This is a genomic window from Peribacillus simplex, from assembly GCF_030123325.1.
Taxonomy (GTDB): Bacteria; Bacillota; Bacilli; order Bacillales; family DSM-1321; genus Peribacillus; species Peribacillus simplex_D.
Window position 1 is genome coordinate 45,961 of record NZ_CP126106.1, and the last position, 25,770, is coordinate 71,730.

The 25,770-nt window shown below is 41.3% G+C and carries 26 protein-coding genes; all 26 read left to right on the plus strand.

Annotation, left to right across the window (positions count from 1 at the left end):
• Positions 1 to 96 precede the first annotated feature (96 nt).
• The 26 genes from QNH43_RS00245 (at position 97) to yabQ (ending at position 25,769) form a co-directional block, all read left to right on the plus strand.
• Positions 97 to 1,251, plus strand: a complete 1,155-nt coding sequence (locus QNH43_RS00245) for a G5 and 3D domain-containing protein (protein WP_283916461.1) — start codon at positions 97 to 99, stop codon at positions 1,249 to 1,251.
• A 189-nt stretch (positions 1,252 to 1,440) separates the two neighbouring features.
• Positions 1,441 to 2,004: a ribonuclease M5 gene (gene rnmV, locus QNH43_RS00250; protein WP_076372938.1), complete on the plus strand. Its 564-nt coding sequence runs from the start codon at positions 1,441 to 1,443 to the stop codon at positions 2,002 to 2,004.
• Positions 1,997 to 2,875, plus strand: coding sequence for a 16S rRNA (adenine(1518)-N(6)/adenine(1519)-N(6))-dimethyltransferase RsmA (gene rsmA / locus QNH43_RS00255; RefSeq protein ID WP_283916462.1), 879 nt, complete (start codon positions 1,997 to 1,999; stop codon positions 2,873 to 2,875). The genes rnmV and rsmA overlap by 8 nt, the downstream gene beginning before the upstream one ends.
• A gap of 201 nt (positions 2,876 to 3,076) precedes the next feature.
• Positions 3,077 to 3,955: a sporulation peptidase YabG gene (gene yabG, locus QNH43_RS00260; protein WP_283916463.1), complete on the plus strand. Its 879-nt coding sequence runs from the start codon at positions 3,077 to 3,079 to the stop codon at positions 3,953 to 3,955.
• A 313-nt stretch (positions 3,956 to 4,268) separates the two neighbouring features.
• On the plus strand, positions 4,269 to 4,520 hold the full coding sequence (gene veg / locus QNH43_RS00265) for a biofilm formation stimulator Veg (RefSeq protein ID WP_034316343.1): 252 nt from the start codon (positions 4,269 to 4,271) through the stop codon (positions 4,518 to 4,520).
• A gap of 152 nt (positions 4,521 to 4,672) precedes the next feature.
• Positions 4,673 to 4,849, plus strand: a complete 177-nt coding sequence (locus tag QNH43_RS00270; RefSeq protein ID WP_034316340.1) for a small, acid-soluble spore protein, alpha/beta type — start codon at positions 4,673 to 4,675, stop codon at positions 4,847 to 4,849.
• 323 nt (positions 4,850 to 5,172) lie between these two features.
• Positions 5,173 to 6,042 carry a 4-(cytidine 5'-diphospho)-2-C-methyl-D-erythritol kinase gene (gene ispE, locus QNH43_RS00275; protein ID WP_034316338.1) on the plus strand — a complete coding sequence of 290 codons (870 nt, stop codon included), beginning with the start codon at positions 5,173 to 5,175 and terminating at the stop codon, positions 6,040 to 6,042.
• A gap of 61 nt (positions 6,043 to 6,103) precedes the next feature.
• Positions 6,104 to 6,928, plus strand: coding sequence for a pur operon repressor (gene purR / locus QNH43_RS00280; RefSeq protein ID WP_076372944.1), 825 nt, complete (start codon positions 6,104 to 6,106; stop codon positions 6,926 to 6,928).
• Positions 6,929 to 6,941: 13 nt separating this feature from the next.
• Positions 6,942 to 7,316 (plus strand): RidA family protein, encoded by a 375-nt coding sequence (locus QNH43_RS00285; protein WP_283916464.1) that lies wholly within the window; start codon positions 6,942 to 6,944, stop codon positions 7,314 to 7,316.
• A 188-nt stretch (positions 7,317 to 7,504) separates the two neighbouring features.
• On the plus strand, positions 7,505 to 7,801 hold the full coding sequence (spoVG, locus tag QNH43_RS00290; RefSeq protein ID WP_034316332.1) for a septation regulator SpoVG: 297 nt from the start codon (positions 7,505 to 7,507) through the stop codon (positions 7,799 to 7,801).
• Between the two features lie 641 nt (positions 7,802 to 8,442).
• Positions 8,443 to 9,816 (plus strand): bifunctional UDP-N-acetylglucosamine diphosphorylase/glucosamine-1-phosphate N-acetyltransferase GlmU, encoded by a 1,374-nt coding sequence (gene glmU, locus QNH43_RS00295; RefSeq protein WP_283916465.1) that lies wholly within the window; start codon positions 8,443 to 8,445, stop codon positions 9,814 to 9,816.
• A gap of 15 nt (positions 9,817 to 9,831) precedes the next feature.
• Entirely contained in the window at positions 9,832 to 10,785 is a 954-nt protein-coding gene (locus QNH43_RS00300; protein WP_057276495.1) for a ribose-phosphate diphosphokinase, read from the plus strand.
• A gap of 310 nt (positions 10,786 to 11,095) precedes the next feature.
• A complete protein-coding gene (locus QNH43_RS00305; RefSeq protein WP_283916466.1) occupies positions 11,096 to 12,073 on the plus strand; it encodes a sulfonate ABC transporter substrate-binding protein in 978 nt (325 codons plus the stop codon).
• 13 nt (positions 12,074 to 12,086) lie between these two features.
• Positions 12,087 to 13,259: an FMNH2-dependent alkanesulfonate monooxygenase gene (gene ssuD, locus QNH43_RS00310; protein WP_283916467.1), complete on the plus strand. Its 1,173-nt coding sequence runs from the start codon at positions 12,087 to 12,089 to the stop codon at positions 13,257 to 13,259.
• Positions 13,222 to 14,007 carry an aliphatic sulfonate ABC transporter permease SsuC gene (gene ssuC, locus QNH43_RS00315; protein WP_076372950.1) on the plus strand — a complete coding sequence of 262 codons (786 nt, stop codon included), beginning with the start codon at positions 13,222 to 13,224 and terminating at the stop codon, positions 14,005 to 14,007. Before ssuD ends, ssuC begins: the two co-directional genes overlap by 38 nt.
• Before the next feature lie 13 nt (positions 14,008 to 14,020).
• The gene (locus QNH43_RS00320) at positions 14,021 to 14,773 is read left to right on the plus strand and encodes an ATP-binding cassette domain-containing protein (protein ID WP_283916468.1); all 753 of its coding nucleotides are present in this window, start codon (positions 14,021 to 14,023) and stop codon (positions 14,771 to 14,773) included.
• Positions 14,774 to 14,934: 161 nt separating this feature from the next.
• The gene (locus tag QNH43_RS00325; protein WP_283916469.1) at positions 14,935 to 15,573 is read left to right on the plus strand and encodes a 50S ribosomal protein L25/general stress protein Ctc; all 639 of its coding nucleotides are present in this window, start codon (positions 14,935 to 14,937) and stop codon (positions 15,571 to 15,573) included.
• A 261-nt stretch (positions 15,574 to 15,834) separates the two neighbouring features.
• The gene (pth, locus tag QNH43_RS00330) at positions 15,835 to 16,395 is read left to right on the plus strand and encodes an aminoacyl-tRNA hydrolase (RefSeq protein ID WP_283916470.1); all 561 of its coding nucleotides are present in this window, start codon (positions 15,835 to 15,837) and stop codon (positions 16,393 to 16,395) included.
• A 105-nt stretch (positions 16,396 to 16,500) separates the two neighbouring features.
• Complete coding sequence (locus QNH43_RS00335) at positions 16,501 to 16,731, plus strand: anti-sigma-F factor Fin (RefSeq protein WP_063574553.1); 231 nt, start codon at positions 16,501 to 16,503, stop codon at positions 16,729 to 16,731.
• Between the two features lie 164 nt (positions 16,732 to 16,895).
• Complete coding sequence (gene mfd, locus QNH43_RS00340; RefSeq protein WP_283916471.1) at positions 16,896 to 20,432, plus strand: transcription-repair coupling factor; 3,537 nt, start codon at positions 16,896 to 16,898, stop codon at positions 20,430 to 20,432.
• 188 nt (positions 20,433 to 20,620) lie between these two features.
• Positions 20,621 to 21,157 carry a stage V sporulation protein T gene (gene spoVT / locus QNH43_RS00345; protein WP_063235918.1) on the plus strand — a complete coding sequence of 179 codons (537 nt, stop codon included), beginning with the start codon at positions 20,621 to 20,623 and terminating at the stop codon, positions 21,155 to 21,157.
• A 223-nt stretch (positions 21,158 to 21,380) separates the two neighbouring features.
• Complete coding sequence (locus QNH43_RS00350; protein WP_283916472.1) at positions 21,381 to 23,003, plus strand: putative polysaccharide biosynthesis protein; 1,623 nt, start codon at positions 21,381 to 21,383, stop codon at positions 23,001 to 23,003.
• The gene (gene mazG / locus QNH43_RS00355) at positions 22,996 to 24,468 is read left to right on the plus strand and encodes a bifunctional methyltransferase/pyrophosphohydrolase YabN (protein ID WP_283916473.1); all 1,473 of its coding nucleotides are present in this window, start codon (positions 22,996 to 22,998) and stop codon (positions 24,466 to 24,468) included. Before QNH43_RS00350 ends, mazG begins: the two co-directional genes overlap by 8 nt.
• Before the next feature lie 23 nt (positions 24,469 to 24,491).
• The gene (locus QNH43_RS00360) at positions 24,492 to 24,755 is read left to right on the plus strand and encodes an RNA-binding S4 domain-containing protein (protein WP_034316386.1); all 264 of its coding nucleotides are present in this window, start codon (positions 24,492 to 24,494) and stop codon (positions 24,753 to 24,755) included.
• A 76-nt stretch (positions 24,756 to 24,831) separates the two neighbouring features.
• Positions 24,832 to 25,140 (plus strand): sporulation protein YabP, encoded by a 309-nt coding sequence (yabP, locus tag QNH43_RS00365; RefSeq protein ID WP_034316308.1) that lies wholly within the window; start codon positions 24,832 to 24,834, stop codon positions 25,138 to 25,140.
• Positions 25,137 to 25,769 (plus strand): spore cortex biosynthesis protein YabQ, encoded by a 633-nt coding sequence (yabQ, locus tag QNH43_RS00370; RefSeq protein WP_076372964.1) that lies wholly within the window; start codon positions 25,137 to 25,139, stop codon positions 25,767 to 25,769. Before yabP ends, yabQ begins: the two co-directional genes overlap by 4 nt.
• Position 25,770: the final 1 nt, after the last annotated feature.

A 25,770-nucleotide genomic window follows, 5' to 3' on the forward strand; every position in this document is an offset into this window, starting at 1 on the left:
AACTAAGTCTATATAATCACCGGGAGGAAGGAGGAGTTTTTCATTCTATTAAAAACTATGAAAAACCTTATTCCCAAACCTTTTGGGAAGAAGAGGATGGCAATTGCCATTTGCAGTGCTATTCTTGTTTCTACAGCATTGGGAATATTGATATATCAAGGAACAAAGGATACAGTAACAATCATGCTAGACGGAAAAAAAGAGGTAGTGCGTACACACGCGGCTACTGTAAATGATATGTTGGAAGATTTAGAGATTACCGTTAAAGCTGCAGACTATGTCCACCCATCTAGAACCACCAAGGTTGATGATGATTTAGAGGTGGTTTGGAAGCCTGCACAAAAAATCGTCATGGTACAGGATGGTAAGACGAAGGATGTTTGGTCCACCGCCGATACGGTAGATGAACTTTTAAAAGACCAAAATCTTAGGGTGAAGGAACAGGATAAGATCACCCCTTCGAAAAATACGAAGCTGAAAGCGAATATGGAAGTTGCCATAGACAAAGCCTTTTCACTGAAATTAGTGGTAGGTGGAGACGAAAAGCAGGTATGGTCAACTTCGACTACTGTCGCTGACTTTTTAAAGCAACAAGGGGTAAAACTCAATGATTTGGATCGAGTTGAGCCGGAATTAACCGAAAAAGTTGAAGCTGAGAATACGGTAAACGTAGTTCGAATTGAAAAAGTCACCGATGTAGTGGAAGAACCAGTTGACTTTGCTGTCATAACTAAAAAAGATGACTCTTTATCAAAAGGGAAAGAGAAAATTGTCAAAGAAGGAAAAGACGGACTCATTTCCAAAAAATATGAAGTTGTTAAGGAAAATGGCAAAGAGGTTAAAAGAGAATTACTTTCAGAAAAAGTAGTTAATAAAAAGCAGGATAAAGTTGTAACGGTCGGAACTCGAACGACGGTTGCCCAGGCATCACGCGGAGTAACTAACGTTAGTTCTACAAGCGGAAAAGAAATATACGTATCATCAACAGCTTATACTGCCAGTTGTAAGGGCTGTTCCGGTGTCACGTCCACAGGCGTGGATCTAAAGAGTAATCCGGGTGCCAAAATCATCGCTGTCGATCCAAACGTAATTCCTATGGGATCGAAAGTATATGTAGATGGCTATGGCTATGCAGTAGCTGCTGACAAAGGCGGAGCAATAAAGGGAAATAGGATTGACGTCTTCTTTTCTTCAAAAAATGATGCCTATCGCTGGGGTGTAAAGAGGGTAAAGGTTCGTGTATTGGACTAATAAGGTTTCTCTCGCAGGAGATGAATTCGTCTCCTGTTTTTTGCGTTTTATTTTCCATTTGTTGAAAAACCCTATGTAAAACTGTTTTAATAAGATAGACGTCTCACATAAGGTTTCAATTACGGGGGACCGGTTACGTTTATCCAAGAGCTAATCAAAGCGTTTGCGCTTTTCTGTATGGAGGAAACCATGAAAAAGATTAAAGAAATTATCGTTGTAGAAGGAAAAGATGATACGGTAGCGATAAAAAGGGCTGTTAATGCTGATACAATAGAAACCAACGGTTCCGCGGTGAATGAATCTTGTATTGAGCAGGTGAGGCTTGCACAAAAGACACGTGGAGCCATCATTTTCACAGACCCCGATTTTCCAGGCCAAAAAATCAGGAATATCATTTCAGAACAAGTAAAAGGCTGTAAACACGCCTTTTTAACGAAGAAGGAAGCCCTTCCTAAGGCAGGTAGAGGAATTGGTGTGGAGCATGCTTCTCCTGAGGCAATTCGTAATGCTTTAAAGGATGCCCAATTAATGGATGAAGAGGCTTCAGAAGAGATTTCACAGCAGGATTTAATAGATGCAGGTTTAATCGGAGGATCTGGTGCCAAGGAACGAAGGGAAAAACTTGGATCTATTTTAAAAATCGGGTTTACCAATGGTAAACAGTTATATAAGAGACTAAAAATGTTCCAAATATCGACTGAGGCTTTTGAGAAAGCAATGGTACAGATAATTCAGGAGGAAAAAAATGAATAAGGATATTGCAACCCCTGTCAGAACGAAAGAAATATTAAAGAAATATGGATTCTCCTTTAAAAAGAGCTTAGGCCAGAACTTTTTAATCGATACGAATATCTTGAAACGTATTGTTGAACATGCCAATTTAACTGAGGAAAGCGGCGCCATCGAAATTGGGCCAGGAATAGGGGCATTGACGGAACAACTAGCGAAAAGCAGCAGAAAGGTTGCGGCCTTTGAGATTGATCAGCGTCTGCTGCCCATCTTATCGGATACACTGTCTCTCTATAACAATGTAAACATCATTCACGGGGATGTTCTCAAAGCTGATGTCAAAAGGGTCATCGAGGAGGAATTTGCTGGCTTTTCGGACCTGATGGTTGTTGCAAATCTGCCATACTATGTCACGACGCCCATCATTTTAAAGCTATTGTCCGAGGACTTGCCCATTAGAGGCATCGTCTGTATGCTGCAAAAGGAAGTGGCTGATCGAATTGCCGCAAAACCTGGGACAAAGGAATACGGTTCTTTATCCATTGCCATTCAATATTATACTGAAGCCGAAACAGTGATGATAGTACCTAAAACGGTATTCATGCCTCAGCCTAATGTTGATTCAGCTGTAATCCGTCTTACAAGGCGCGTGAAGCCGATCGTCGAGGTCCTGGATGAGGATTTCTTCTTCATTGTGACCCGGGCGAGCTTTGCCCAGCGTCGGAAAACGATTTTAAATAACTTAACCAGTCAGCTGCCAGATGGTAAATCGAAAAAAGAACTTATACTTGCGGCTCTCGAAGCCGCGGAAGTGGATCCTTCCAGACGGGGGGAAACGCTGAGCATCGAAGAATTTGGCCGCTTAAGTGATGCATTATTGCCGAATTTCAAATAAAGGAAATGTGAAGGATTCAAGTCGGAATGGGGTCAATCCCAGCTTCCGGCTTTTTTTATTTTGAAATTGGCCAACCATGAGGAAACATACCTGAAAATGTAATCAATCCCCACCTTTCACCATTCAAGAATGGTTCGCATAACTTAAGAATGAAAATAAACTAGGGCGGGCTGAAAATAAGTCTTCTCATGGGGTGGGGCCATGAATATTCAAATAAACGATATTGTTGGTCGGATTTCTTATAAATGCGACGTGTTGTTCCGGGTAATCGATATCCGTGATATTGACGGAAGACGTCAAGCTGTTCTTTATGGGGAGGATATCCGACTGATTGCAGATGCACCTTTTCAAGATTTAATGATCATTAATGATAATGAAAGAAATGATCGACAAAGGTCGAATGAGGTACTTCAAGAACAATCTTACCGCTTATTAACACAAGATCTAGAGCTGCAACAACAAAAAAATGGCTATCAATCCAGTAATGGTTATCGGTACAGCGGTGAATATTTTCAGATACCAGGGAGGGTCCTCCATGTTGATGGGGATGCATCTTACTTAAGGAAATGCATGGATCTATATCAGAAATTCAGTATTCCGGTCAATGGCATCTATTGCAATGAAAAGGAAATGCCCCAAAGAATCGGGGGGTTGTTGGACCATTATCGGCCGGACATTCTTGTTGTAACCGGTCATGATGCCTATTCAAAATCAAAAGGACCGATATCCGATATTAATGCCTACCGTCACTCAAAGGATTTTGTACAGACGGTTAGAGAGGCTCGTAGGAGGGTTTCTAATTTAGACCAGCTGATTATATTTGCCGGGGCTTGTCAGTCGCATTTTGAATCGCTGATCCAAGCGGGGGCAAATTTTGCAAGTTCTCCTTCCCGTGTTAATATACATGCTCTTGATCCGGTATATATCGTCGGAAAGATAAGCTTTACGCCTTTTTCCGATCATATTCATGTATGGGATGTGCTTAGGAATACATTAACTGGAGAGAAGGGCTTGGGGGGAATTGAGACAAAAGGGGTGTTACGGACCGGGTTGCCTTTCAAGCCATTTCAGGAAGAATGAACGAGCTGCATTTTGAAAGAATGCAGCTTGCTTTTCGTGAGTAAGAATTCGGATATCGTCAAAGAAAAACTGGTTTTTTGTTGAGTAATGTCAGTAGGTAATATTTTAAATACGAAAATTCGGCTTAATAGATAATGAAATAGTTCGTTTACATAATTTTTCATTTCCCAGGATATAATAAAATTGTTCGCGATTTTGCCGAATTTCAGATAAAAATATATTGACTACATTTTTAAGTGCTGATATAATTTATTATTTTGTTTGCGTATATTTGTAAATTGTGATATACTTAACTTAGTGAGGTGGACCGAAAATGCCAAAAACTCTAGCTGATATTAAAACTGCACTTGATTCAAACCTAGGTAAAAGATTGCTCTTAAAAGCAAACGGTGGAAGAAGAAAGACTGTAGAACGATTCGGAACTTTGGCGGAAACTTATCCGGCTGTTTTTGTAATTGAGCTCGACCAAGATGAAAATGCGTTTGAAAGAGTATCTTACAGCTATGCGGATGTTTTAACGGAAACCGTAGAACTAACATTTTTAAACAAACAACAAGAGATGTAACTTAGACGAGGCAGTGAACAACTTTGTTTGCTGCTTTTTGTTTTGTATGGAATACCTGTGAGCTCCAATAAAAAGGCTTAAAAAGGATGTAATGAAATAGCGTATGATGCAAACACTAGGCATGTGACGGCATGTGAAAGGGGTTGCTTCGCTTGAGCAGGAAAAAAGGGATTATGTCAAATGATCTTAAAGAGGAATTGGCTAAAGAACTTGGATTTTACGATGTTGTCCAGAAAGAAGGCTGGGGAGGAATCCGGGCCAGGGACGCAGGGAACATGGTAAAACTTGCTATCGAAAAAGCACAACGTCAATTGGTGAACAAAGAGTAAGATAAAACACTTAATTGCATCATGCCGTCATGTTGAAAGAAACCGGACTCTTTATACAATGTATAGCTCCATTCATTTTTGCTTACATTGTAGTTAAGGAGTCTGGTTTTTTTATGTATTGGTGATTGCCATACGGATATGTAGCAAATCTTTTGGGATGCAGGAAGCAGCTGCTCTCCAATGTGCCTACATGTGTCTATTCTCCTCTAAGGGCCGATCTTAGCTTCATTACATTGAAATTACGATGAAAAAACCTTTAGAATATAAACAAATATGATAGAATAGGACAAGAACTTTTAAGAACGTTAAAGTAGGTGGACATATTGAAGCTTATGGAAAAAGCCCCGGCTAAAATTAATTTGGCTTTGGATGTGCTTTTCAAACGGCCTGATGGGTATCATGAGGTGGAAATGATCATGACGACAGTCGACCTTGCCGATAGAATTGAACTAAAGGAAATAACGGGAAATCATATTCAAATTCTATCCCATAATCGATTTGTTCCGGATGATCACCGGAATTTAGCTTATCAAGCTGCATTTATTCTAAAGGAACGTTTTGGGATCAATAAAGGTGTTTCCATAACTATAGAGAAAAATATACCTGTAGCCGCAGGGCTTGCTGGTGGAAGCAGTGATGCCGCAGCTACCTTGAGAGGCTTAAATAGACTGTGGAAGCTTGGTCTTTCCATGGATGAACTTGCGGAAATAGGAGCTGAAATTGGCTCTGATGTTTCATTTTGTGTATATGGAGGAACGGCATTGGCCAGGGGGCGCGGGGAAAAAATCACGCATCTTCCCGCACCGCCAAAATGCTGGGTCATCTTGGCCAAACCGACGATCGGCGTATCGACAGCAGATATATACAAAAGGCTCCAAACTTCAAAAATGGAGCATCCGGATGTACCTGGAATGATTTCGGCTATTATGGAAAACAATTATCACGATGTATGTGAAGGGTTGGGTAATGTTCTGGAACAAGTGACATTGCAGTTATACCCAGAGGTTGCGAACATTAAAGATCAAATGAAGACATTTGGAGCGGATTCGGTCTTGATGAGCGGAAGTGGTCCGACCGTTTTTGGTTTGGTGGAACACGATTCGCGCATGCAAAGAATTTATAATGGACTTCGCGGATTTTGTGATCAAGTCTATGCGGTCCGTTTACTGGGTGATCGAAACAATCTTGAATAGAAACGTACATTAGTGGTATAGTTGCTATATAATATTCGGAATTCACAAAGGGGGTGTCTCAATGAAATTTCGTCGCAGCGAGAGGCTAGTCGATATGACCAATTATTTATTAGAACATCCAGGGGAACTTGTTTCGCTGACTTATTTTGCTGAAAGATATAGTTCGGCAAAGTCCTCGATCAGTGAAGATTTGACAATCATCAAAGATACCTTTGAACAACGCGGCATAGGATCTTTAACAACCGTTCCAGGTGCGGCAGGTGGAGTGAAATATATTGTTTCCATCAAGGAAGAAGAAGCCAATGCCTTCATTGACGGATTATGCGATACGATCGCTAGTCCAGAAAGGCTACTTCCTGGCGGTTATCTATATATGACAGACATATTAGGACATCCGCAAACCGTGAATAAGGTTGGAAGGATAATCGCTTCAATGTATGCCAAGAAAAACATCTCAGTCATCATGACAATGGCAACCAAAGGGATATCATTAGCATACGCCGTGGCAAATTATTTGAATGTTCCAGTTGTAATTGTAAGTAGGAATAATAAAGTAACGGAAGGTTCTACAGTGAGCATCAATTATGTTTCAGGCTCTTCAAAGAGGATCCAGACTATGGTACTCTCTAAGAGAAGCTTGGTTGAGGGTTCAAATGTATTGATTGTAGATGATTTCATGAAGGCTGGGGGTACCGTTAATGGTATGATCAGCCTATTGGATGAATTTAAGGCAACAGTTGCCGGAATAGCGGTGCTGGTCGAATCCGAACATACGGAGGAGTGCCTTGTCGAGGATTATGTTTCTTTAATCAAGTTGACGCAGGTGGTCGAAAGAGACAAGAAAATCAATGTAAGCCGTGGGAATTATTTTACGAAAAAGGAATAGGGGGAATCATTTAATGAAAACGATACATACTGATGAAGCACCGGCAGCAATCGGACCATATTCACAAGGCGTAATCGTGGATAAGTTATTTTTCAGTTCAGGACAGATCCCACTTACTGCTTCTGGTGAGATGGTGACTGGGGATGTAAAGGAACAAACACACCAGGTCTTTAAGAATCTCCAAGCTGTATTGAAAGAAGCTGGGGCTTCATTGGAAACGGTCATTAAGGCCACAGTATTCATTAAAAGTATGGATGATTTCAGTTCGATTAATGAAATATACGGAGAATATTTTTCTGCTCACAAACCTGCTCGCTCTTGCGTAGAGGTTGCTCGCCTTCCTAAAGATGCACTAGTGGAAATAGAAGTGGTAGCGCTCGTTAAATAAACGGGCGTTTTTTTTATGTTTAAGGGAATACTTAATGGGTTTTCCTGTAATGTAAGGATGATTTTTAACATTTTTGAAAACTAGGCTGAATTTTCTAAAAAAATTACAGATAATAGAAGGAGTTCACGTTTTTTTGTTGAATATGTACTTTAAGTTTTAACAACAACAAAAAGGGATGGTGAGCTTAAATGGAAGTAACTGACGTAAGATTACGCCGTGTGAATACGGATGGTCGTATGAGAGCTATCGCATCAATTACACTGGATAATGAATTTGTGGTTCATGATATTCGTGTGATCGACGGAAATAATGGTTTATTTGTAGCAATGCCAAGTAAACGAACTCCAGATGGAGAATTCCGGGATATCGCTCATCCAATCAATTCCTCGACACGCGGGAAAATTCAAGAAGCTGTCTTGACAGAATATCACCGATTGGGAGAACTTGAAACTGAATTAGAGGAAGCTGGAGCAGGTGCTTCTTAAAATAACCTTACTTTTAAACTTTAAATTTATAATTCGTGCATCTAGAGCCTACTTCATAAGTAGTGCTCTTTTTTATTTATTCATAAACGGATAAGTATAGGACCTATTCGCTCATCATGCAGAAATTTGCTTTAATTATCTAAATTGTAAAATTAAGGTGATATATTCAAAATTTAAGTACCCATCCTTTTTATTTTTTAAACCTTTTTGTTCATCCTGAAATTGAAATTCCTGTAAGCGGGATTTGAGGATATCACTTACTCTATCATCTGATGAGCTGAAGATGAATTGAATCGGTAACCTGATTTTGGAATGGAAGTTAATAAAGGGTGCAGTACTTCCAGATGGCTTGTACATAGGTCTAGCGTGATCATGGCAATGTTTTGGGATAATGGGGCTTGCTGGTGTTATAAAGGGGAGGAGACATGGTTTCTGTATTATGCCGTTAATGAAAATGACATCGACCATGATTTAAAATAATGCTAAAAGGTCCATTAATAACTTAAGTAAGGCTGTCGGAAATCGAACTTTTTTAACCTGATTGGTTGACAATTATATGTACTTTTAATTGTTACCTTGAAAAGAATCACTATTTGAGATAATATTTTTAGTGGATAAAAAGGTGAAAATGGAGGCCTGTTATGAGTAATCGCTATGCAATAATATTGGCCGCTGGGCAAGGTACTAGGATGAAATCTAAGCTTTATAAGGTTTTGCACCCTGTTTGCGGGAAACCAATGGTACAACATGTTATCGATCAAGTCAATCAACTTCAAATAGAAGATATTGTTACAGTCATCGGCCATGGAGCTGAAAAAGTACAAGAACAACTTGGTGATTCATGCAAGTATGCCTTACAAGAACAGCAATTAGGTACGGCACATGCTGTAATGCAAGCGGAAAGCGCTTTATCCGTAAAAAGTGGAACGACCCTTGTTATTTGCGGTGATACGCCCCTGATTAAAGCGGAAACGATGAAAGAGCTTATATCATTACATGAGCAAAGTCAGGCGAAAGCAACAATCTTAACAGCATATGCAGATAACCCTGCTGGTTATGGAAGGGTCCTTCGCGGTGAAGGCGGTCTTGTAGAAAAAATCGTCGAGCATAAGGATGCCACTGATGAAGAAAGATATGTTAAGGAAATAAATACCGGTACATATTGCTTCGATAACCAAGCATTATTCAGCGCGCTGAAAAAAGTTTCAAATGAAAATGTCCAGGGAGAATATTACTTACCGGATGTGATTGAAATCTTAAAAGAGGAAGGCGAAGTGGTGACGGCCTTCCAATCCAGTGATTTCGAGGAGACATTGGGTGTAAATGACCGAGTGGCTTTATCGCAGGCGGAGCTAATTTTACGGAAACGCATCAATGAAACGCATATGAGGAACGGTGTAACGATCATCGATCCGCTTACTACGTTCATTGAAGCTGATGTGCAAATCGGACAGGATACAGTCATTAACCCTGGGTCATTCATTAAAGGAAAAAGTATTATCGGGCAGGATTGCTTGATTGGCCCGAATACGGAAATCAGTAATTGTGAAATTGGTGATGGAACGGAAGTCCTCCAATCGGTTGTACACGAAAGCAGTATTGGAAGTTTTGTTAAAATCGGTCCATTCGCACATGTTAGACCTCAATCAGATATTAAGGATTCCGTTAAGATCGGTAATTTTGTCGAAATTAAAAAGACCGTTTTTGGCGAAGGAAGCAAGGCCTCTCACTTGAGTTATATTGGAGATGCAGAGGTTGGGGAGAATGTTAATATAGGCTGCGGATCTATTACCGTGAATTACGACGGGAAAAATAAATACCTGACGAAGATTGAAGACAATGTCTTCATAGGCTGCAATTCTAATCTGGTTGCACCCGTGACGGTAGGAGAAGGGGCATATGTAGCTGCTGGGTCAACCATCACTCAAGATGTACCGCAGGAAGCCCTATCCGTTGCCCGGGCTCGTCAAGTTAATAAAGAAGATTATGTCAAGAAATTGAAATTTAATAAATAACCGACGGAGGTCATCATGTCAAATCAGTATTTAGATCCTAATTTAAAAGTATTCTCTTTAAATTCAAACTTCGATTTAGCTCAGGAAATTGCTGCTGCAATCGGTGTTGAGCTTGGAAAATGTAGCGTAACAAGTTTCAGTGACGGTGAAGTTCAGATTAATATTGAAGAAAGTATTCGTGGCTGTGACGTTTACGTAATCCAATCAACAAGCCAACCAGTCAATGAAAATTTAATGGAACTTTTAATTATGATCGATGCTCTTAAACGTGCTTCAGCTAAAACGATCAATATTGTAATGCCATATTACGGTTATGCCCGACAAGATCGTAAAGCGCGTGCGCGTGAACCAATTACAGCTAAACTTGTCGCAAATCTTTTAGAAACGGCTGGTGCCCACCGTGTTATCACATTAGATCTTCACGCACCACAAATTCAAGGTTTCTTCGATATTCTGATCGATCACCTTGTTGCTGTTCCGATTTTAGCTGATTTCTTCAAAGAAAAAGATTTAAGTGATATCGTCATCGTTTCCCCAGATCATGGTGGTGTAACACGTGCCCGTAAAATGGCCGATCGCCTAAAAGCACCGATTGCCATTATCGATAAGCGCCGTCCAAGACCGAACGTGGCGGAAGTCATGAACATCATTGGTAATATTGAAGGGAAGACAGCAATACTGATTGATGACATCATCGATACTGCAGGCACTATTACACTAGCGGCCAATGCTCTTGTGGAGAATGGTGCTAAAGCAGTGTATGCTTGTTGTACACACCCAGTCCTTTCAGGCCCTGCCATCGAAAGAATTCAAAATTCAACGATCAAGGAATTGGTCGTGACTAACTCGATTGCCCTATCTGAAGATAAGAAAATCGATAAAATTACAGGACTTTCTGTAGCACCTTTGATTGCAGAGGCAATTATTCGTGTGCATGAGGAACAATCAGTCAGTACATTATTCGATTGATAACAAAATTAATCAAAACACGGCGGGCCTTCGGGCTCGCCGTATTTTTGTTTTAAATTTTCAAAAAATACTAAATTCTTAGTTGACAGATATGAATACTAATAATAAAATGGCTATACAAATTCAATTCATATTCATGGAATGAAAACCTGTACTAACGCAAGTGCATATTGGATGACGCCGATCGGACTACCGAAGGCTCCTTTTCACTTACCATTGAACATTAGGCATCTTTTTGCCCTATTGTCCTATTGGTGAGGAAAGGAGCCTTTTATTTTTATATAAATAGTTTAAGAAGGGTGTGCAGAATATGAAAAAACGAAAGATATGGCTGCTGACCATCTTCAGCATCTTCATGCTGATAGTGAGTGCATGCGGGCAGGAAAAGAACAGTTCCACAAGTGCTGATGCAAAAGAATCGGATAAGACCATCCGAATCGGTTATCAAAAATTCGGGACATTAAATATTTTAAAATCAAAGGGAGAGTTGGAGACACATTTAAAGGATGTGGGTTATACAGTCGATTGGACTGAATTCCCTGCAGGACCTCAACTGCTTGAAGCCTTGAATGTCGGCAGCATTGATTTTGGGCACACAGGGGAGGCACCGCCGATATTTGCACAGGCAGCCAATGCGCCGCTTGTCTATATTGCCAATCAGCCGGCAAACCCATCAGGAGAGGCCATAGTCGTACAAAAGGATTCACCCATTAAAAATGTGAAAGATTTAAAGGGTAAGAAGGTTGGCTTGAATAAAGGTTCCAATGTTCATTACCTATTGGTTAAAGCGTTAGAGGAAGCAGGTCTTACTCTTGATGACATTCAGCCCGTCTACTTGCCGCCGGCTGATGCGAGGGCTGCTTTTGAAGGAAACCAAATCGATGCCTGGGTAATATGGGATCCATTTTTATCAGCGGCGGAATTGGAACTTGAAACGAAAACGATTCAGGATGGAGACGGACTGGTGGCGAATCGTGAATTCTTTTTGGCAACTGATTCATTTGCCGGGAACGAAGAGGCTTTGAAAATTATCAAAGAAGAACTGATAAAAGTTGATAAATGGATTGAAGAAAACCCAAGGGATGTTGCTGAGTTTCTATCTCCGGAAATTGGAATGAGTGTGGAGGCATTGGAAAAAACATTAAATAGAAAAGAATATGGACTTGAGGAGATTTCCAATGGGGTTTTGGATGATCAACAAAAGATTGCCGATACGTTTTACAATCTTAAATTAATCCCAAGCAAGATTAATGTTCTGGATGCATCTGCAGATGTTAAAAAAAATTAAGGGGGAAATGAAAATGAAAGTTTTTTGGTTTTTACCATCACACGGGGAAAGTCGCTATTTAGGATCTACAAAGGGAGGGAGGGCAATCACGCTTCCTTATTTAAAACAAATAGCACAGGCGGTCGATCATTTGGGATTTGAAGGAGCGTTGCTTCCGACGGGACGGTCTTGTGAGGATGCATGGGTAGTGGGTTCTTCATTGATTTCCGCAACGGAAAGAATGAAATTTCTAGTTGCGGTCCGACCAGGTTTAATGTCGCCAACCTTGGCTGCCAGGATGGCCTCGAGTTTCGACCGGTTGTCGAATGGACGCCTCTTGATCAATGTAGTAACTGGAGGGGACCCGGTCGAACTGGCAGGTGATGGCGTATTTCTGAATCATAAGGAACGATATGGGCAAACAGATGAATTTCTTGATATCTGGAGAAAGGAGATGTCCGGGGACAAAGTGGACTTTGAAGGGGAGCACCTAAAGATTGAAGGCGGGGATATCCTGTTGCCGCCTGTACAAAAACCATACCCACCACTCTATTTCGGAGGTTCATCCGACCCCGCCATCGATATATCAGGAAAGCATATTGATGTGTACTTGACTTGGGGTGAGCCGCCGGTGCAAGTGGCAGAAAAAATTGAGAAGGTACGTAAAAAGGCAGAAGAATATGGACGTGAGGTTAGGTTTGGCATACGGATGCATGTCATTGTAAGGGAAACGGAAGAAGAAGCTTGGCAGGCAGCGGATGAACTAATTAAATATGTGGATGACGAAATGATTGAAAATTCGCAAAAGATTTTCGAAAGGTTTGATTCAGTGGGCCAAAAGCGGATGTCGCAACTCCATGACGGAAACAGGGATTCGCTTGAAATCAGCCCTAACCTTTGGGCAGGTGTAGGTCTAGTGCGCGGGGGCGCCGGTACGGCACTAGTGGGGAGTGCAGAAAATGTTGCTGCCAGAATGAAGGAATATGAAGAAATCGGAATAGAATCCTTTGTTTTATCTGGATACCCTCATCTTGAAGAAGCGTACAGAGTTGCGGAATTATTATTCCCTTTACTCTCTGTTGAACAGCTGGAAAGTCCCGTTTCAAAAGCTACGAGCCCATTTGGGGAAATACTGGCCAATGACCACTACCCTACAAAAGGACGTGAAAATGAAGATGCAGAAAAAATTAAGCAAAAAGTTCAATAGGTTCCACCTCATATCTTGGCTTGTGCCCATTCTCCTTTTGATAACTTGGCAGCTCCTGTCTTTGTGGGGGATTTTGTCGGATCGGATATTGCCTGCCCCGACTGAAGTGTTTCAAGCAGGTGTCGCTTTATTGGGTACTGGTGAACTTATGGATTATATCGGCATCAGTGCTCAGCGTGCCTTCATCGGCTTTTTAATAGGCGGGATCATTGGTTTTGCACTAGGTTTATTAAATGGATTATCATCCATTGCTGAAACCTTATTCGATACCTCGCTTCAGATGTTGCGTAACATTCCGCATCTAGCTTTAATACCGCTGGTGATTCTATGGTTTGGTATAGAAGAAGAAGCAAAAATCTTCCTTGTCGCTTTAGGGGTTCTTTTTCCTATCTATCTAAATACATTTCATGGAGTGAAATCGGTGGATAAGGGATTGATCGAAGCAGCGAGGGTTTATGGGTTAAGTGGTTTTTCTTTATTCTGGAATGTTATTCTCCCTGCCGCCTTTCCATCCATTTTAGTGGGTATCCGCTTCTCTCTTGGAATCATGTGGGTCACATTAATTGTCGCAGAAACAATATCCGCTAATTCCGGAATTGGATATATGGCTATGAATGCCCGGGAATTCATGAGGATGGATATTGTTGTTCTTAGTATTCTCCTATATGCCTTATTGGGAAAAATATCGGACGTTGCGGCCAAAATAATCGAAAAAAGATGCTTGAAGTGGCATCCATCATACCAATGAGGAGGTCATTAATATGAAAAATGGAAATTCGTTGGAGTTGCAGGGTGTAAGAAAGGATTTTGGGGAGTTTGAAGTATTAAAGGGGATGGACCTCACATTTAAAAAAGGGGAATTCGTAGCCATTGTCGGTAAGAGTGGATGTGGAAAGAGCACCTTGCTTCGCCTTGTGGCAGGACTGGAAAAGCCGACGGGCGGGCAGATACTGGTGAATGGAAAGCCGTTGAAAGGATTAAATAAATCTTCACGTACGATGTTTCAGGATGGAAGGCTTTTTCCTTGGAAAAAAATCCTTGAAAATATTGGTATAGGCTTGAAAGGGGATTGGAAGCCAAATGCCATGGAACTACTGGAGCAAGTGGGCCTTGCAGATCGAGCAAGCGATTGGCCGTCCGTTTTATCTGGGGGGCAAAAGCAAAGGGTTGCATTAGCGAGGGCATTGGTGAACCAACCTGACATTCTCCTCTTGGATGAGCCGTTAGGGGCATTGGATGCTTTGACGAGAATTGGCATGCAAAGGCTGATTGAAGATCTATGGAGGAAAAGGGACTTTACTGCCTTGCTTGTTACACATGATGTTGAAGAAGCCGTAATGCTAGCCGACCGTGTCATATTAATCGAAGAAGGCAAAGTGGTCATGAATAAGGAAATCAATCTGCCGAGACCACGGAAAAAGGATAGTATTCAATACTCATCACTAGCAGCACAAATCCTTAACCGAGTGATGCAAGTTGAGGGGGAAATGGAAAAAAAGGCGATACACGCTTGAATTAGAGAAAAAAGATTTTGCGGCGAATACCTATGTTTACCATATGTTTATCCCCTTCTTGCTTCCTTCGGATTTTACCTTTCATGTTTAATGATTCGCCATTTAGGGAAATGTAAAATATAGAGAAACTTGTAATTCATATTTAGGAAGGCGGAGGATGTATGAGTAATATATTAGCTGCAAAAGAACGTACGGATTCAAAACACTCTAATTTAAGGAATTTGAGGGAAAATGGCGAAATCCCTGCGATAGTATATGGCAATAAAAATGACAGTACGGCCATTTCAGTCAATAATATCGAGCTTCAAAAGACAATCAAGGAAATAGGCCGTAATGGAATCATTTCTTTGGAATTGGAAGGTGCGAGTTATAAAGTCATGCTTTCTGACTATCAAAAGGATCCAATTAAGAATTCCATTTATCATGCAGACTTTTTAATTGTAGATATGTCCGCTCAATTACAAGCGCAAGTTCGCATTAACCTTGTCGGTGTTTGTAAAGGCGTGAAAGACGGTGGGGTCCTTCAGCAGTCACTTCATGAAGTCACGGTTACGGCTAAACCTAATGACATTCCTGACTCCATCGATGTTGACGTTACCGAACTTCAGGTAGGGGATACAATCTACATATCCGATATCCAAACGAATAAGCAAGTTACAATCGACCATGATGGTGAAGAAGTTGTTGCATCCGTTTTGGCTCCTCGTCAGGAAGAGGAAATAAGTACAGGTGAACAGCAGGATGGCGGTATCCCTGAAAATGAAGAAGGCAGGGAAACCAAGGCATCACCAGAGTCATGATGCCGGGATTAAACAAGTGAATCGTGATATAATAGGCGTAGCTCTTAACGAGTTACGTCTTTTCAATCTCTGGATGCATCAATTTAAACCGGACCATTTTTTTCGTAATGGATTCCTTTAATTAGGATTTTTCCTAATTAGTTCTCCTGTCGCTTGCAGGCCAGCTTGAAATTAGGGTACTATTTTTCTAAGGTCAATGATCTTGGAAAAACCTCGTCCCAGCGTAACTCCCTAAATAACCGTAATGACGGAGTGTGAATCATGAAAATTATTGTAGGGTTAGGGAACCCAGGTAAACAGTATGAAAAAACCCGGCATAACGTCGGATTTGAAGTAATAGATGAGTTATCCAAAAGATGGTCGATTCCACTTGATCAAGCAAAGCATAAGGGGATATATGGTACGGGAATGGTAAAGGGAGAAAAAGTTTTATTGCTTAAACCATTAACCTACATGAATTTGTCAGGCGAATCCATTTCGGCTGTCATGCATTTCTTTAAGTTGGATATCGCGGATGTGGTCATTATCTATGATGACCTTGATTTGCCTCCAGGGAAGCTTCGCCTTCGTCAAAAAGGTAGTGCAGGCGGTCATAATGGGATAAAATCTTCAATTGCCCATTTGGGTACGCAAGAATTCAATCGAATCAGAATAGGAATTGGCCGCCCGATTGGCCGCATTCCGGTATCTGATTATGTATTGGGGCGTTTTTCGCCAGAAGAATGGGATCATGTCGGGGCAACGATCGAAAAAAGCGCAGCTTCTTGTGAAGCCTGGATGGAAAAGCCATTTATACAGGTCATGAACGAATATAACCAATAAGCAGAGAGTAGATATAAGTAAAGAATAATATCTTCCTGTTTCGCTGAATAAAACCCCTCTACTTTTGTACATACTAACACTATTACTAAAATAGGGGGTTACCAAATGGCTCTCCATTATCGATGCCGACATTGCGGAACTAAGCTGGGCTCAATCGAGGCACACTCACTGAGTACGGAGCAGTTAGGTTTTAATCAACTTACCGATGAAGAGCGACAAGAGATGATCGTTTATGATTCTGAAGGGGATATGCATGTAAGGGCGATATGTGAAGATTGCCATGAAACGCTGCAAAGAAACCCTGATTTATATGAAAACGATTATATTATTCATTAGCGGGAGAGGGCTTTGGACAAAATCCAAAGCATTTTTCCGTTTGTCTGGAATACCAGGGCACATAAAATTGCCGTTGATAAAGAGGACGCTTGGTGAAATGGCCAAGTTCAAATAAAAGGATTACAAATGGTTTTTTCGCACGTTAAAGAGAGGGGGGAAAGAAAATGAATGGATTGCAGAACTTGTTCTCCAAACAAGATGATGTTCATTCGTTAATAGCCGGCATCGATGAAGGACTTAAGGAGCAGATCGTCTCTGGTCTGACAGGTTCCTCGAGATCACTATTGCTGGCTTCCGTATATGAAAAGACGAATAGGCCTATTTTATTAGTTACCCATAATTTATTGCAAGCTCAAAAATTCCATGAGGACTTATCCAGTTTCATTCCCGAGGAAGAATTATATATATATCCAGCCAATGAATTGATTGCGGCTGATTTGAGTGTTGCCAGCCCGGAATTAAGGGCCCAACGTGTAGAGGCATTGAACTTTTGGGCGGAGGGAAAGAAAGGGATTGTCATTGCGCCGATTCCCGGGGTGCGCCGTGTGCTTCCTCCAAAGGATATTTGGAAGAGACATCAGCTTATCTTTAATTTAGGGGAAGATATCGAGCTTGAACCAACGCTTAATAAATTCATTGCCATGGGTTATAACCGGTCTGAAATGGTTGCTTCTCCAGGTGAATTCAGTATCAGGGGCGGTATAATCGATATTTATCCGATCACCGAACCTAATCCAATAAGAATTGAATTATTCGATACCGAAATAGATTCAATAAGGACTTTTTCAAGCGAAGATCAGCGATCCATCGAGAAACTCAAGAAAGTGACGATTGGTCCCGTCAGTGAGGCTTTGCTAGAGACGGAGCATATCGAAAGAATCATAACAAGGCTCGAGAGCGGATTAAGTAAAAGCCTGAAGAAACTTAAAGACGAGAAAACCAAGGAACAGCTGGTCCAAACGATCAGTTATGAACTTGAACAGCTGAAAATGGGGAATATACCCGACAAAATCTTTAAATACTTAAGTTTAGCATATGAAGATCCAGCTAGTTTAATAGATTATTTACCGGTAAATGGTTTGGTTTTCTTGGATGAAATCAGTAGAATCCAGGAAATCAATGATTCTTTGGAGAAGGAAGAGGCTGGGTGGTACACGGATCTTTTAAGTCAGGGACAAATTATCCATGACATCAAATTGGCTCATCCCATGCAGGAACTAATAATGAAATCCAGCAGGCCGTTCGTATACCTTTCATTGTTTTTAAGGCATGTACCGCATACGAATCCTCAGAATATCCTGAATTTTGCCAGTAAACAAATGCAAAATTTCCATGGACAGATGAATGTGTTCAAAGCTGAACTGGAACGTTGGAAAAAAGGGAAATATACAGTCGTCATACTTGGACAGGATGAAGAACGGGTAAAAAAGCTGCATTCGGTTTTAGCCGATTACGATATAGAGGCCGCAGAACTGTTTAATGCGGACAGTATTCTTCCAGGTAAAGTACAGATTTTACGCGGCAGTCTAAATAGCGGCTTTGAATTACCTATGCAAAAGTTCAGTATCATTACGGAAACGGAATTGTTTAATAAGAAGTCAAAGAAATCAATACGGAGACAGAAACTATCGAATGCGGAGCGAATCAAGAGTTATTCCGAACTGAAGATCGGTGACTATGTCGTTCATGTTAACCACGGTATCGGTAAATACTTGGGCATTGAAACCCTTACGATAAATGGGGTCCATAAAGATTACCTGAATATTCGTTATCAAGCGGACGACAAATTGTATGTTCCTGTCGACCAAATCGATCTTGTCCAAAAATATGTCGGTTCTGAAGGAAAAGAACCGAAGCTTTATAAGCTAGGCGGAACGGAATGGAAGCGTGTCAAAAGTAAGGTTCAATCATCCGTTGAGAACATTGCTGATGATTTAATCAAGTTATACGCAGAAAGGGAAGCGGCAAAGGGCTATGCCTTTTCACCTGATGGTGATATGCAGAGAGAATTCGAAACATCATTCTCTTATAACGAAACGGAAGATCAATTACGTTCCATTGTCGAGATCAAAAAGGATATGGAACGTGAACGGCCGATGGACCGTTTATTATGTGGCGATGTTGGATATGGGAAGACAGAGGTGGCGATCCGGGCCGCTTTTAAAGCCATTATGGATGGCAAGCAGGTTGCATTTCTTGTTCCGACCACAATCCTCGCCCAGCAGCATTATGAAACATTAAGGGAGCGTTTTCAGGATTATCCCATTTCGATTGGTCTTATGAGCCGTTTCCGGAGTAAAAAACAGCAAACGGAGACGATTAAAGGATTGAAGGCCGGCACGGTGGATATTGTGGTTGGCACGCATAGGATTTTATCCAAAGATATCGTGTACCGCGATTTGGGATTGCTTATCATTGATGAAGAACAGCGCTTTGGCGTTACACATAAGGAAAAGATCAAGCGGTTAAAAACTAATGTGGATGTACTGACTTTGACTGCGACGCCGATTCCGAGGACCCTTCATATGTCCATGTTGGGCGTGAGGGATCTGTCCGTAATCGAAACGCCGCCTGAGAACCGGTTCCCAATTCAAACTTATGTCATGGAGTATAATGGCTCGTTGGTAACGGAAGCCATAGAACGGGAATTGGCCAGGGGTGGTCAGGTTTATTTCCTTTACAATCGGGTAGAAGATATAGCAAGAAAAGCAGAAGAAATTTCCATGCTGGTGCCCGATGCCCGTGTCACATTTGCTCATGGGCAAATGTCAGAGCAAGAACTGGAAGCCGTCATGTTCAGCTTTTTAGAAGGCGAATATGATGTTTTGGTGAGTACAACCATTATAGAGACGGGTGTTGATATCCCGAATGTCAATACGCTCATAGTGAATGAAGCGGATAGAATGGGACTTTCACAGCTCTATCAGCTGCGTGGCCGTGTAGGGCGATCCAACCGGGTCGCATATGCATTCTTCACTTATAGGAAAGATAAAGTGTTGACTGAAGTGGCAGAAAAACGTCTTCAATCCATTAAGGAATTTACAGAATTGGGTTCAGGTTTCAAAATTGCGATGCGTGATTTATCCATCAGGGGAGCTGGAAACATTCTAGGGGCTCAACAACATGGCTTCATCGATTCAGTTGGTTTTGATCTGTATTCACAAATGTTGAAAGAAGCTGTAGATGCGAAACGTAATGACCAACCAGCCGAAGAAAAGAACACCCTGGAAATTGACGTTGAAGTGGACGCTTATATCCCTGATGCCTACATAATGGATGGACATCAGAAAATAGAAATGTATAAAAGGTTCAGAGGGATTGCTTCGCTTGAAGAAGTGGAAGAATTACAGGATGAAATGATCGATCGTTTCGGAGAATATCCAGAAGAAGTTTCTTATTTATTCATGATTGCTGAAATGAAGGTATATGCTGAAAAGGCCGGAATTGAAAGCATTAAGCAATTAAAGCAGGAAATCAGCATTCTCCTTAGGGAAAAGGTCAGCAGCGGTGTGGATGGACAAAAGGTGTTCGAGCTGGGATCGAAGTATGGCCGTATGGTGGGCTTCGGCATGGACGGCAACCGAATGAAGCTGGTCCTGCACATAAAAGGTGTAGAACAAAGCAAATGGCTTAATATCTTATTTGAGATGACCAAGGGTTTACAGTATGTAAAAAAAGAGACGCAAGCCACTAAAAACTAAAATTGAATGATTGTCCTCTTGAAGAAATTTTTTTAGGTACCATGGTAAAAAAATGCAACAAGAAGAAAAATTTTTTCAAAGTGCATAGAACTTACCATTAGAAAAATACTAAGTACAATAGCTGGTGATGATTTTGCTACAAAATGAGGATTTATCAAATCAATTAGATGAAAGTGAGGCAACATTAGATGAAAGCAACTGGTATCGTTCGCCGAATTGATGATTTAGGAAGAGTCGTCATCCCGAAAGAAATTCGCAGGACCCTCCGTATTCGTGAAGGAGACCCACTGGAAATATTTGTGGATAGAGATGGGGAAGTCATCCTAAAGAAATACTCTCCTATCAGTGAATTAGGCGATTTTGCAAGGGAATATGCAGAAGCGCTATATGATAGCCTTGGAAACCCAGTTATGATTTGTGACAGGGATACTTACATTGCAGTGGCAGGCGGCTCCAAAAAAGAATACTTAAATAAAAGCGTTAGTGAACTAGTGGAAAAAATCATGGAAGAAAGAAATCCTGTCCTGGAGTCTCCAAACGGACAAATTTCATTCGTTGATTCCAATGATGAAGAGGTCCAATCTTATACTGCAGCTCCGATCATTGCAAGTGGCGACCCGATTGGTGCCGTCTTGATTTTCTCTAAAGATAGTACCATTGGTGAAGTGGAACAGAAATCAGTTGAAACAGCAGCAAGTTTCCTAGCTAGACAAATGGAACAGTAACCTTGGACATGCCATTATAATTTTTAAGGTGGAAAGGGCAGCAAACGCGCTGTCCTTTTTGCTCTTTCTAAAAGGCTAACCGGATGGGGACAGACATAAAGAGGAGGAAAATATTCTACAAGGTGAATATGGAAACTAATTAACAGTATGGGCTGGAATTGAAAAATAACCATTGGAATTATGCTATAATAACTACCACATATGAGTGAAAAGGGGAAAAAGAATGGCTGAAAAGCCTTATAATACATCAAATGAACTTTTTCGAGGTGCGCTGATTTTGAGCGCAGCAGCGATTATCGTAAAAGTATTGAGCGCGGCCTATCGCATACCTTATCAGAATATTGCGGGTGACATCGGGTTTTATATCTATCAACAGGTCTATCCCTTCTACGGTGTTGCTTTTACATTATCAACGCTCGGCTTTCCGGTAGTCATATCCAAACTTATTGCTGAACGGGAGTCTTCCAAAAATAACTTTGCGGTCAAGGACATTTTAATGACATCATTCGTCGTCTTAAGTTCGATAGGAGTCATGATGTTTGCTGCACTATTCCTTGGAGCTGATTGGATTGCAGGATGGATGAAGGATCCGCATTTAGCCGGCCTGCTGAAAATCGTTGCCTACTCCTATTTATTAATGCCGATTTCATCTGTTTTAAGAGGCTATTTTCAAGGAATAAACGACATGCTGCCGACGGCAAGTTCGCAGGTCGCTGAACAATGCATCCGTGTGTTGACGATTCTGGTTCTTTCCACAATTTTCGTGTATCAGGGCTATAATGATTATGTGGTCGGCAAGGGGGCGGTCCTTGGTTCGATAACCGGCGGCATAACTGGCCTGGTACTGCTTATCACTTTCGTTATTTTAAGAGAAGAATGGAAGCTTTTTTTACGAATGAGAATCAAACCGGTAAATTTCATAAAAATCTCCAAAGCCCTGATTTTCCAAGGGCTGGCGTTTTGCATAACTGGCTTGATCCTTATCTTGTTTCAGTTTGTCGATTCATTGCACCTGTACTCCCTACTGAGGGAAACTGGAATGGGGGAAAAGGAAGCAAAAGAATGGAAAGGGGTATATGATCGAGGACAGCCGTTGCTTCAGCTAGGTACAGTCGTGGCTAATTCTTTTGCATTGGCGCTTGTACCTGTAATATCCGGATTCGTTCAGAGGAAAAGTGAGCATGAATTATTGAATAAGATCAAATTGGCGCTTCGTGTAAGTGCGACGATAGGACTTGCTGCCGCGATTGGGCTGGTGGTGACGATGAAGCCTGTCAACCATATGCTGTTCATGGATACCAAAGGGACGATTACTTTAGCAATTTTCTCTTTATCGATTTTATTCACATCCCTCATAATGGCAGAAACGGCAGTGATTCAAAGTTTAGGCTACTCGTTCGTTCCGGTGATCATCACGATTGTGGGGGTTGGCAGCAAGTGGGCTTTGAACCTTGTTCTGGTGCCCCATTACAAGATCGCGGGAGCAGCCTCGGCAACAGTGCTTGCGTTTATGATCATGTCTGTATTATTTTATCTGGTATTGAGAGTACATATTAAAAGGCCATTAATTGAAAAGAAGCACGTGTTAATAATTTTGAAGAGTACGGTTTACATGGGTACGGCGGTCGTTTTATTCAATAGTTTATTCGAATTGATATTACCAGGCGAGAGCCGGTTGTTAGCTACGATCCAAGCTTTGACCGGTGTAGGGATCGGTGCAGCCGTTTTTGTGATGACGGCCATTCGTGCAGGTTTATTTGGGGAAGAAGAACTTTCACTTATACCTGCAGGTTCGAAGCTTAAACGATTTATAATAACGAATAGGAGTATACGAAATCATGAATGAGATTACGATAATAGGCCTTGGTGCAGGAGATTTAGATCAGCTTCCGCTAGGGATTTATAAAAAATTGATACAAACGGAACAATGTTTCGTCAGAACGATCGATCATCCTGTAATCGGGGATTTGAAAAGGGAAGGAATAAATTTCACGGCATTTGACGGGATATATGAAAAGCACGACCAATTTGAAGCTGTATATGAAGAAATTGCCGGAACATTATTACAAGAGGCTTCAAACCGTTCCGTTCTATACGCAGTTCCAGGGCATCCCATGGTTGCGGAAAAAACGGTGCAGCTTTTGCTTGAAAAGGGTCCGGCTCTTGGAATAGCCATTAAGCTGGAAGGCGGGCAAAGTTTCCTTGATCCCTTGTTTCAGGCTGTTAGAATCGATCCGATTGAAGGGTTTCAGCTATTGGATGGAACAGATCTTTCACCAGAAGATTTGCACATTGCCCAGCATATGATAATCGGACAGGTATATGACGCATTCAGTGCATCCAATGTGAAGCTGACCTTAATGGAAAAGCTACCGGATGACTACGAGGTATATATCGTTACAGCGGCAGGAAGCAGTCAGGAAAAAGTGACAAAATGCGCTCTCTTCGAACTCGACCGTCAGATGGAGTTAAGTAACTTGACGAGTGTTTATGTCCCGCCTGTAAGCGAAGAAGCTTTACGATATAGGGAGTTCTCTAAGCTGCGGCAGGTCATTGCAGAACTTAGAGGTCCTGACGGATGTCCTTGGGATAAGAAGCAAACTCATGAAAGCTTGAAGAAATATCTAATAGAAGAGGCATATGAGCTGATTGATTCCATCGATGAAGAGGACGATGAGGGCATGATTGGTGAACTTGGGGATGTCCTGCTTCAGGTGATGCTTCATTCACAAATCGGTGAAGATGAGGGCATGTTCACGATAGATGATGTGATTGAAGGCATTACGGCAAAAATGATTCGACGCCACCCTCATGTATTCGGAGATGTTGAAGTGAACGGCGAGGAAGATGTATTGGTGAACTGGCAGAAAATCAAAGAAGATGAAAAAGGGAGCGAAACAAAAGCCCCGCAATCCATACTGGATGGTATTGAGAAATCGCTGCCAAACTTACTTCGGGCCGAAGAGTATCAAAAAAGGGCAGCCAAGGTTGGATTTGATTGGGATGAGGTTTCCGAGGCCTGGAAAAAGGTCAGGGAAGAAGTGCTGGAATTGGAAGAGGAAATATTAAGCCCGAACAGGGATGTCGAAAGAATAAAATCAGAGCTTGGCGACCTCTTTTTTGCGCTTGTCAACGTTTCACGTTATTATGACATACAAGCGGAAGAAGCCGTCTACAAAGCAAACCAGAAATTCCATCAGCGTTTTACATATATAGAAGAGTGCATTCAAAGGGCAGACAAAAAATTTGAGGATTATACATTGGAAGAACTGGATTCATATTGGGATGAAGCAAAAGCTAAAGGACTTTAATTAAGGGAGAGATTTGAATGTCGATGAGATTGGATAAATTCCTAAAAGTTTCAAGGTTGATCAAGCGCCGCACACTTGCGAAGGAGGTTGCGGATAAAGGGAGAATCACGATTAACGGACAGCAGGCCAAGGCAAGTTCGAATGTGAAAGATGGCGATGAGCTGACTGTAAGGTTCGGTCAAAAGCTTGTTACGGTACGTGTCGATAAAATTCAGGAAACGACGAAAAAAGAAGCGGCTGCAGATATGTATACCATCGTAAAGGAAGAAAAGCTAGCGGAGGAGTAAGGACAGGCTTGGTTCTAATTCCGCTCTTACGGACATACACTTGTACAAAATCAGTGGTACTGTGAGGGATGAAAAAATGAGCCAATATATTGATCCGAATGCTGGTTACACAAAGGGAACGACCCAAGAGCATGATGTAACGATGAAAGGCCGCCGTTTACTTGATATTACCGGTGTCAAACAAGTTGAAAGTTTCGATAATGAAGAATTTCTGCTCGAAACGTCAATGGGTTTCTTATCTATCCGGGGCCAAAACTTGCAAATGAAGAATTTAGACGTTGATAAAGGCATCGTTTCCATTAAGGGAAAGATTTTTGACCTTGTTTATTTAGATGAGCAATCAGGGGAGAAAGCTAAAGGCTTCTTTGGCAAATTGTTCAAATGACCTTAACGATCCAATTTTATACGTTGCTTGCGATGATAGGCATGGGCAGTGGCTTTGGGGCTGCCCTGGATACGTATAGCCGGTTCCTGAATCGTTCAGAAAGGAAAAGGTGGATTGTATTCATCCATGACTTCCTTTTCTGGATCATTCAGGGTCTCCTTATTTTTTATGTTTTGTTTTTAGTGAATGAGGGAGAGTTTCGCCTCTATTTATTTTTGGCCTTATTATGCGGTTTTTCAGCTTATCAAGCACTTTTCAAAGGTTTCTATCAACGTTTATTAGAGTTTCTGATAATACTTGTGATAAAGTTGGCGAGATTTATAGCGAATTCGGTTCACATGCTGATATTTCTACCGATAAAATGGGTAATAGTATCTGTAGTGGCCATCATCATCGGAATAGGTAAGTTCGTTTTGGCATTATTAAAATGGGCGGGGAAAATACTTCTCTTTATTTTGACTATATTCTGGAGACCACTAAAGTGGATTCTGACTTATGTATGGAATTTATTGCCGGTTTTTGTTACGAAAAACGTCGGGAAGTTTTATAATAAAGGAAAAGGGATTTTATTGAAAATAAAGAATTCTATATTTAGAACGCTAAATGGATGGAGAAATAAAAAGAAATGAG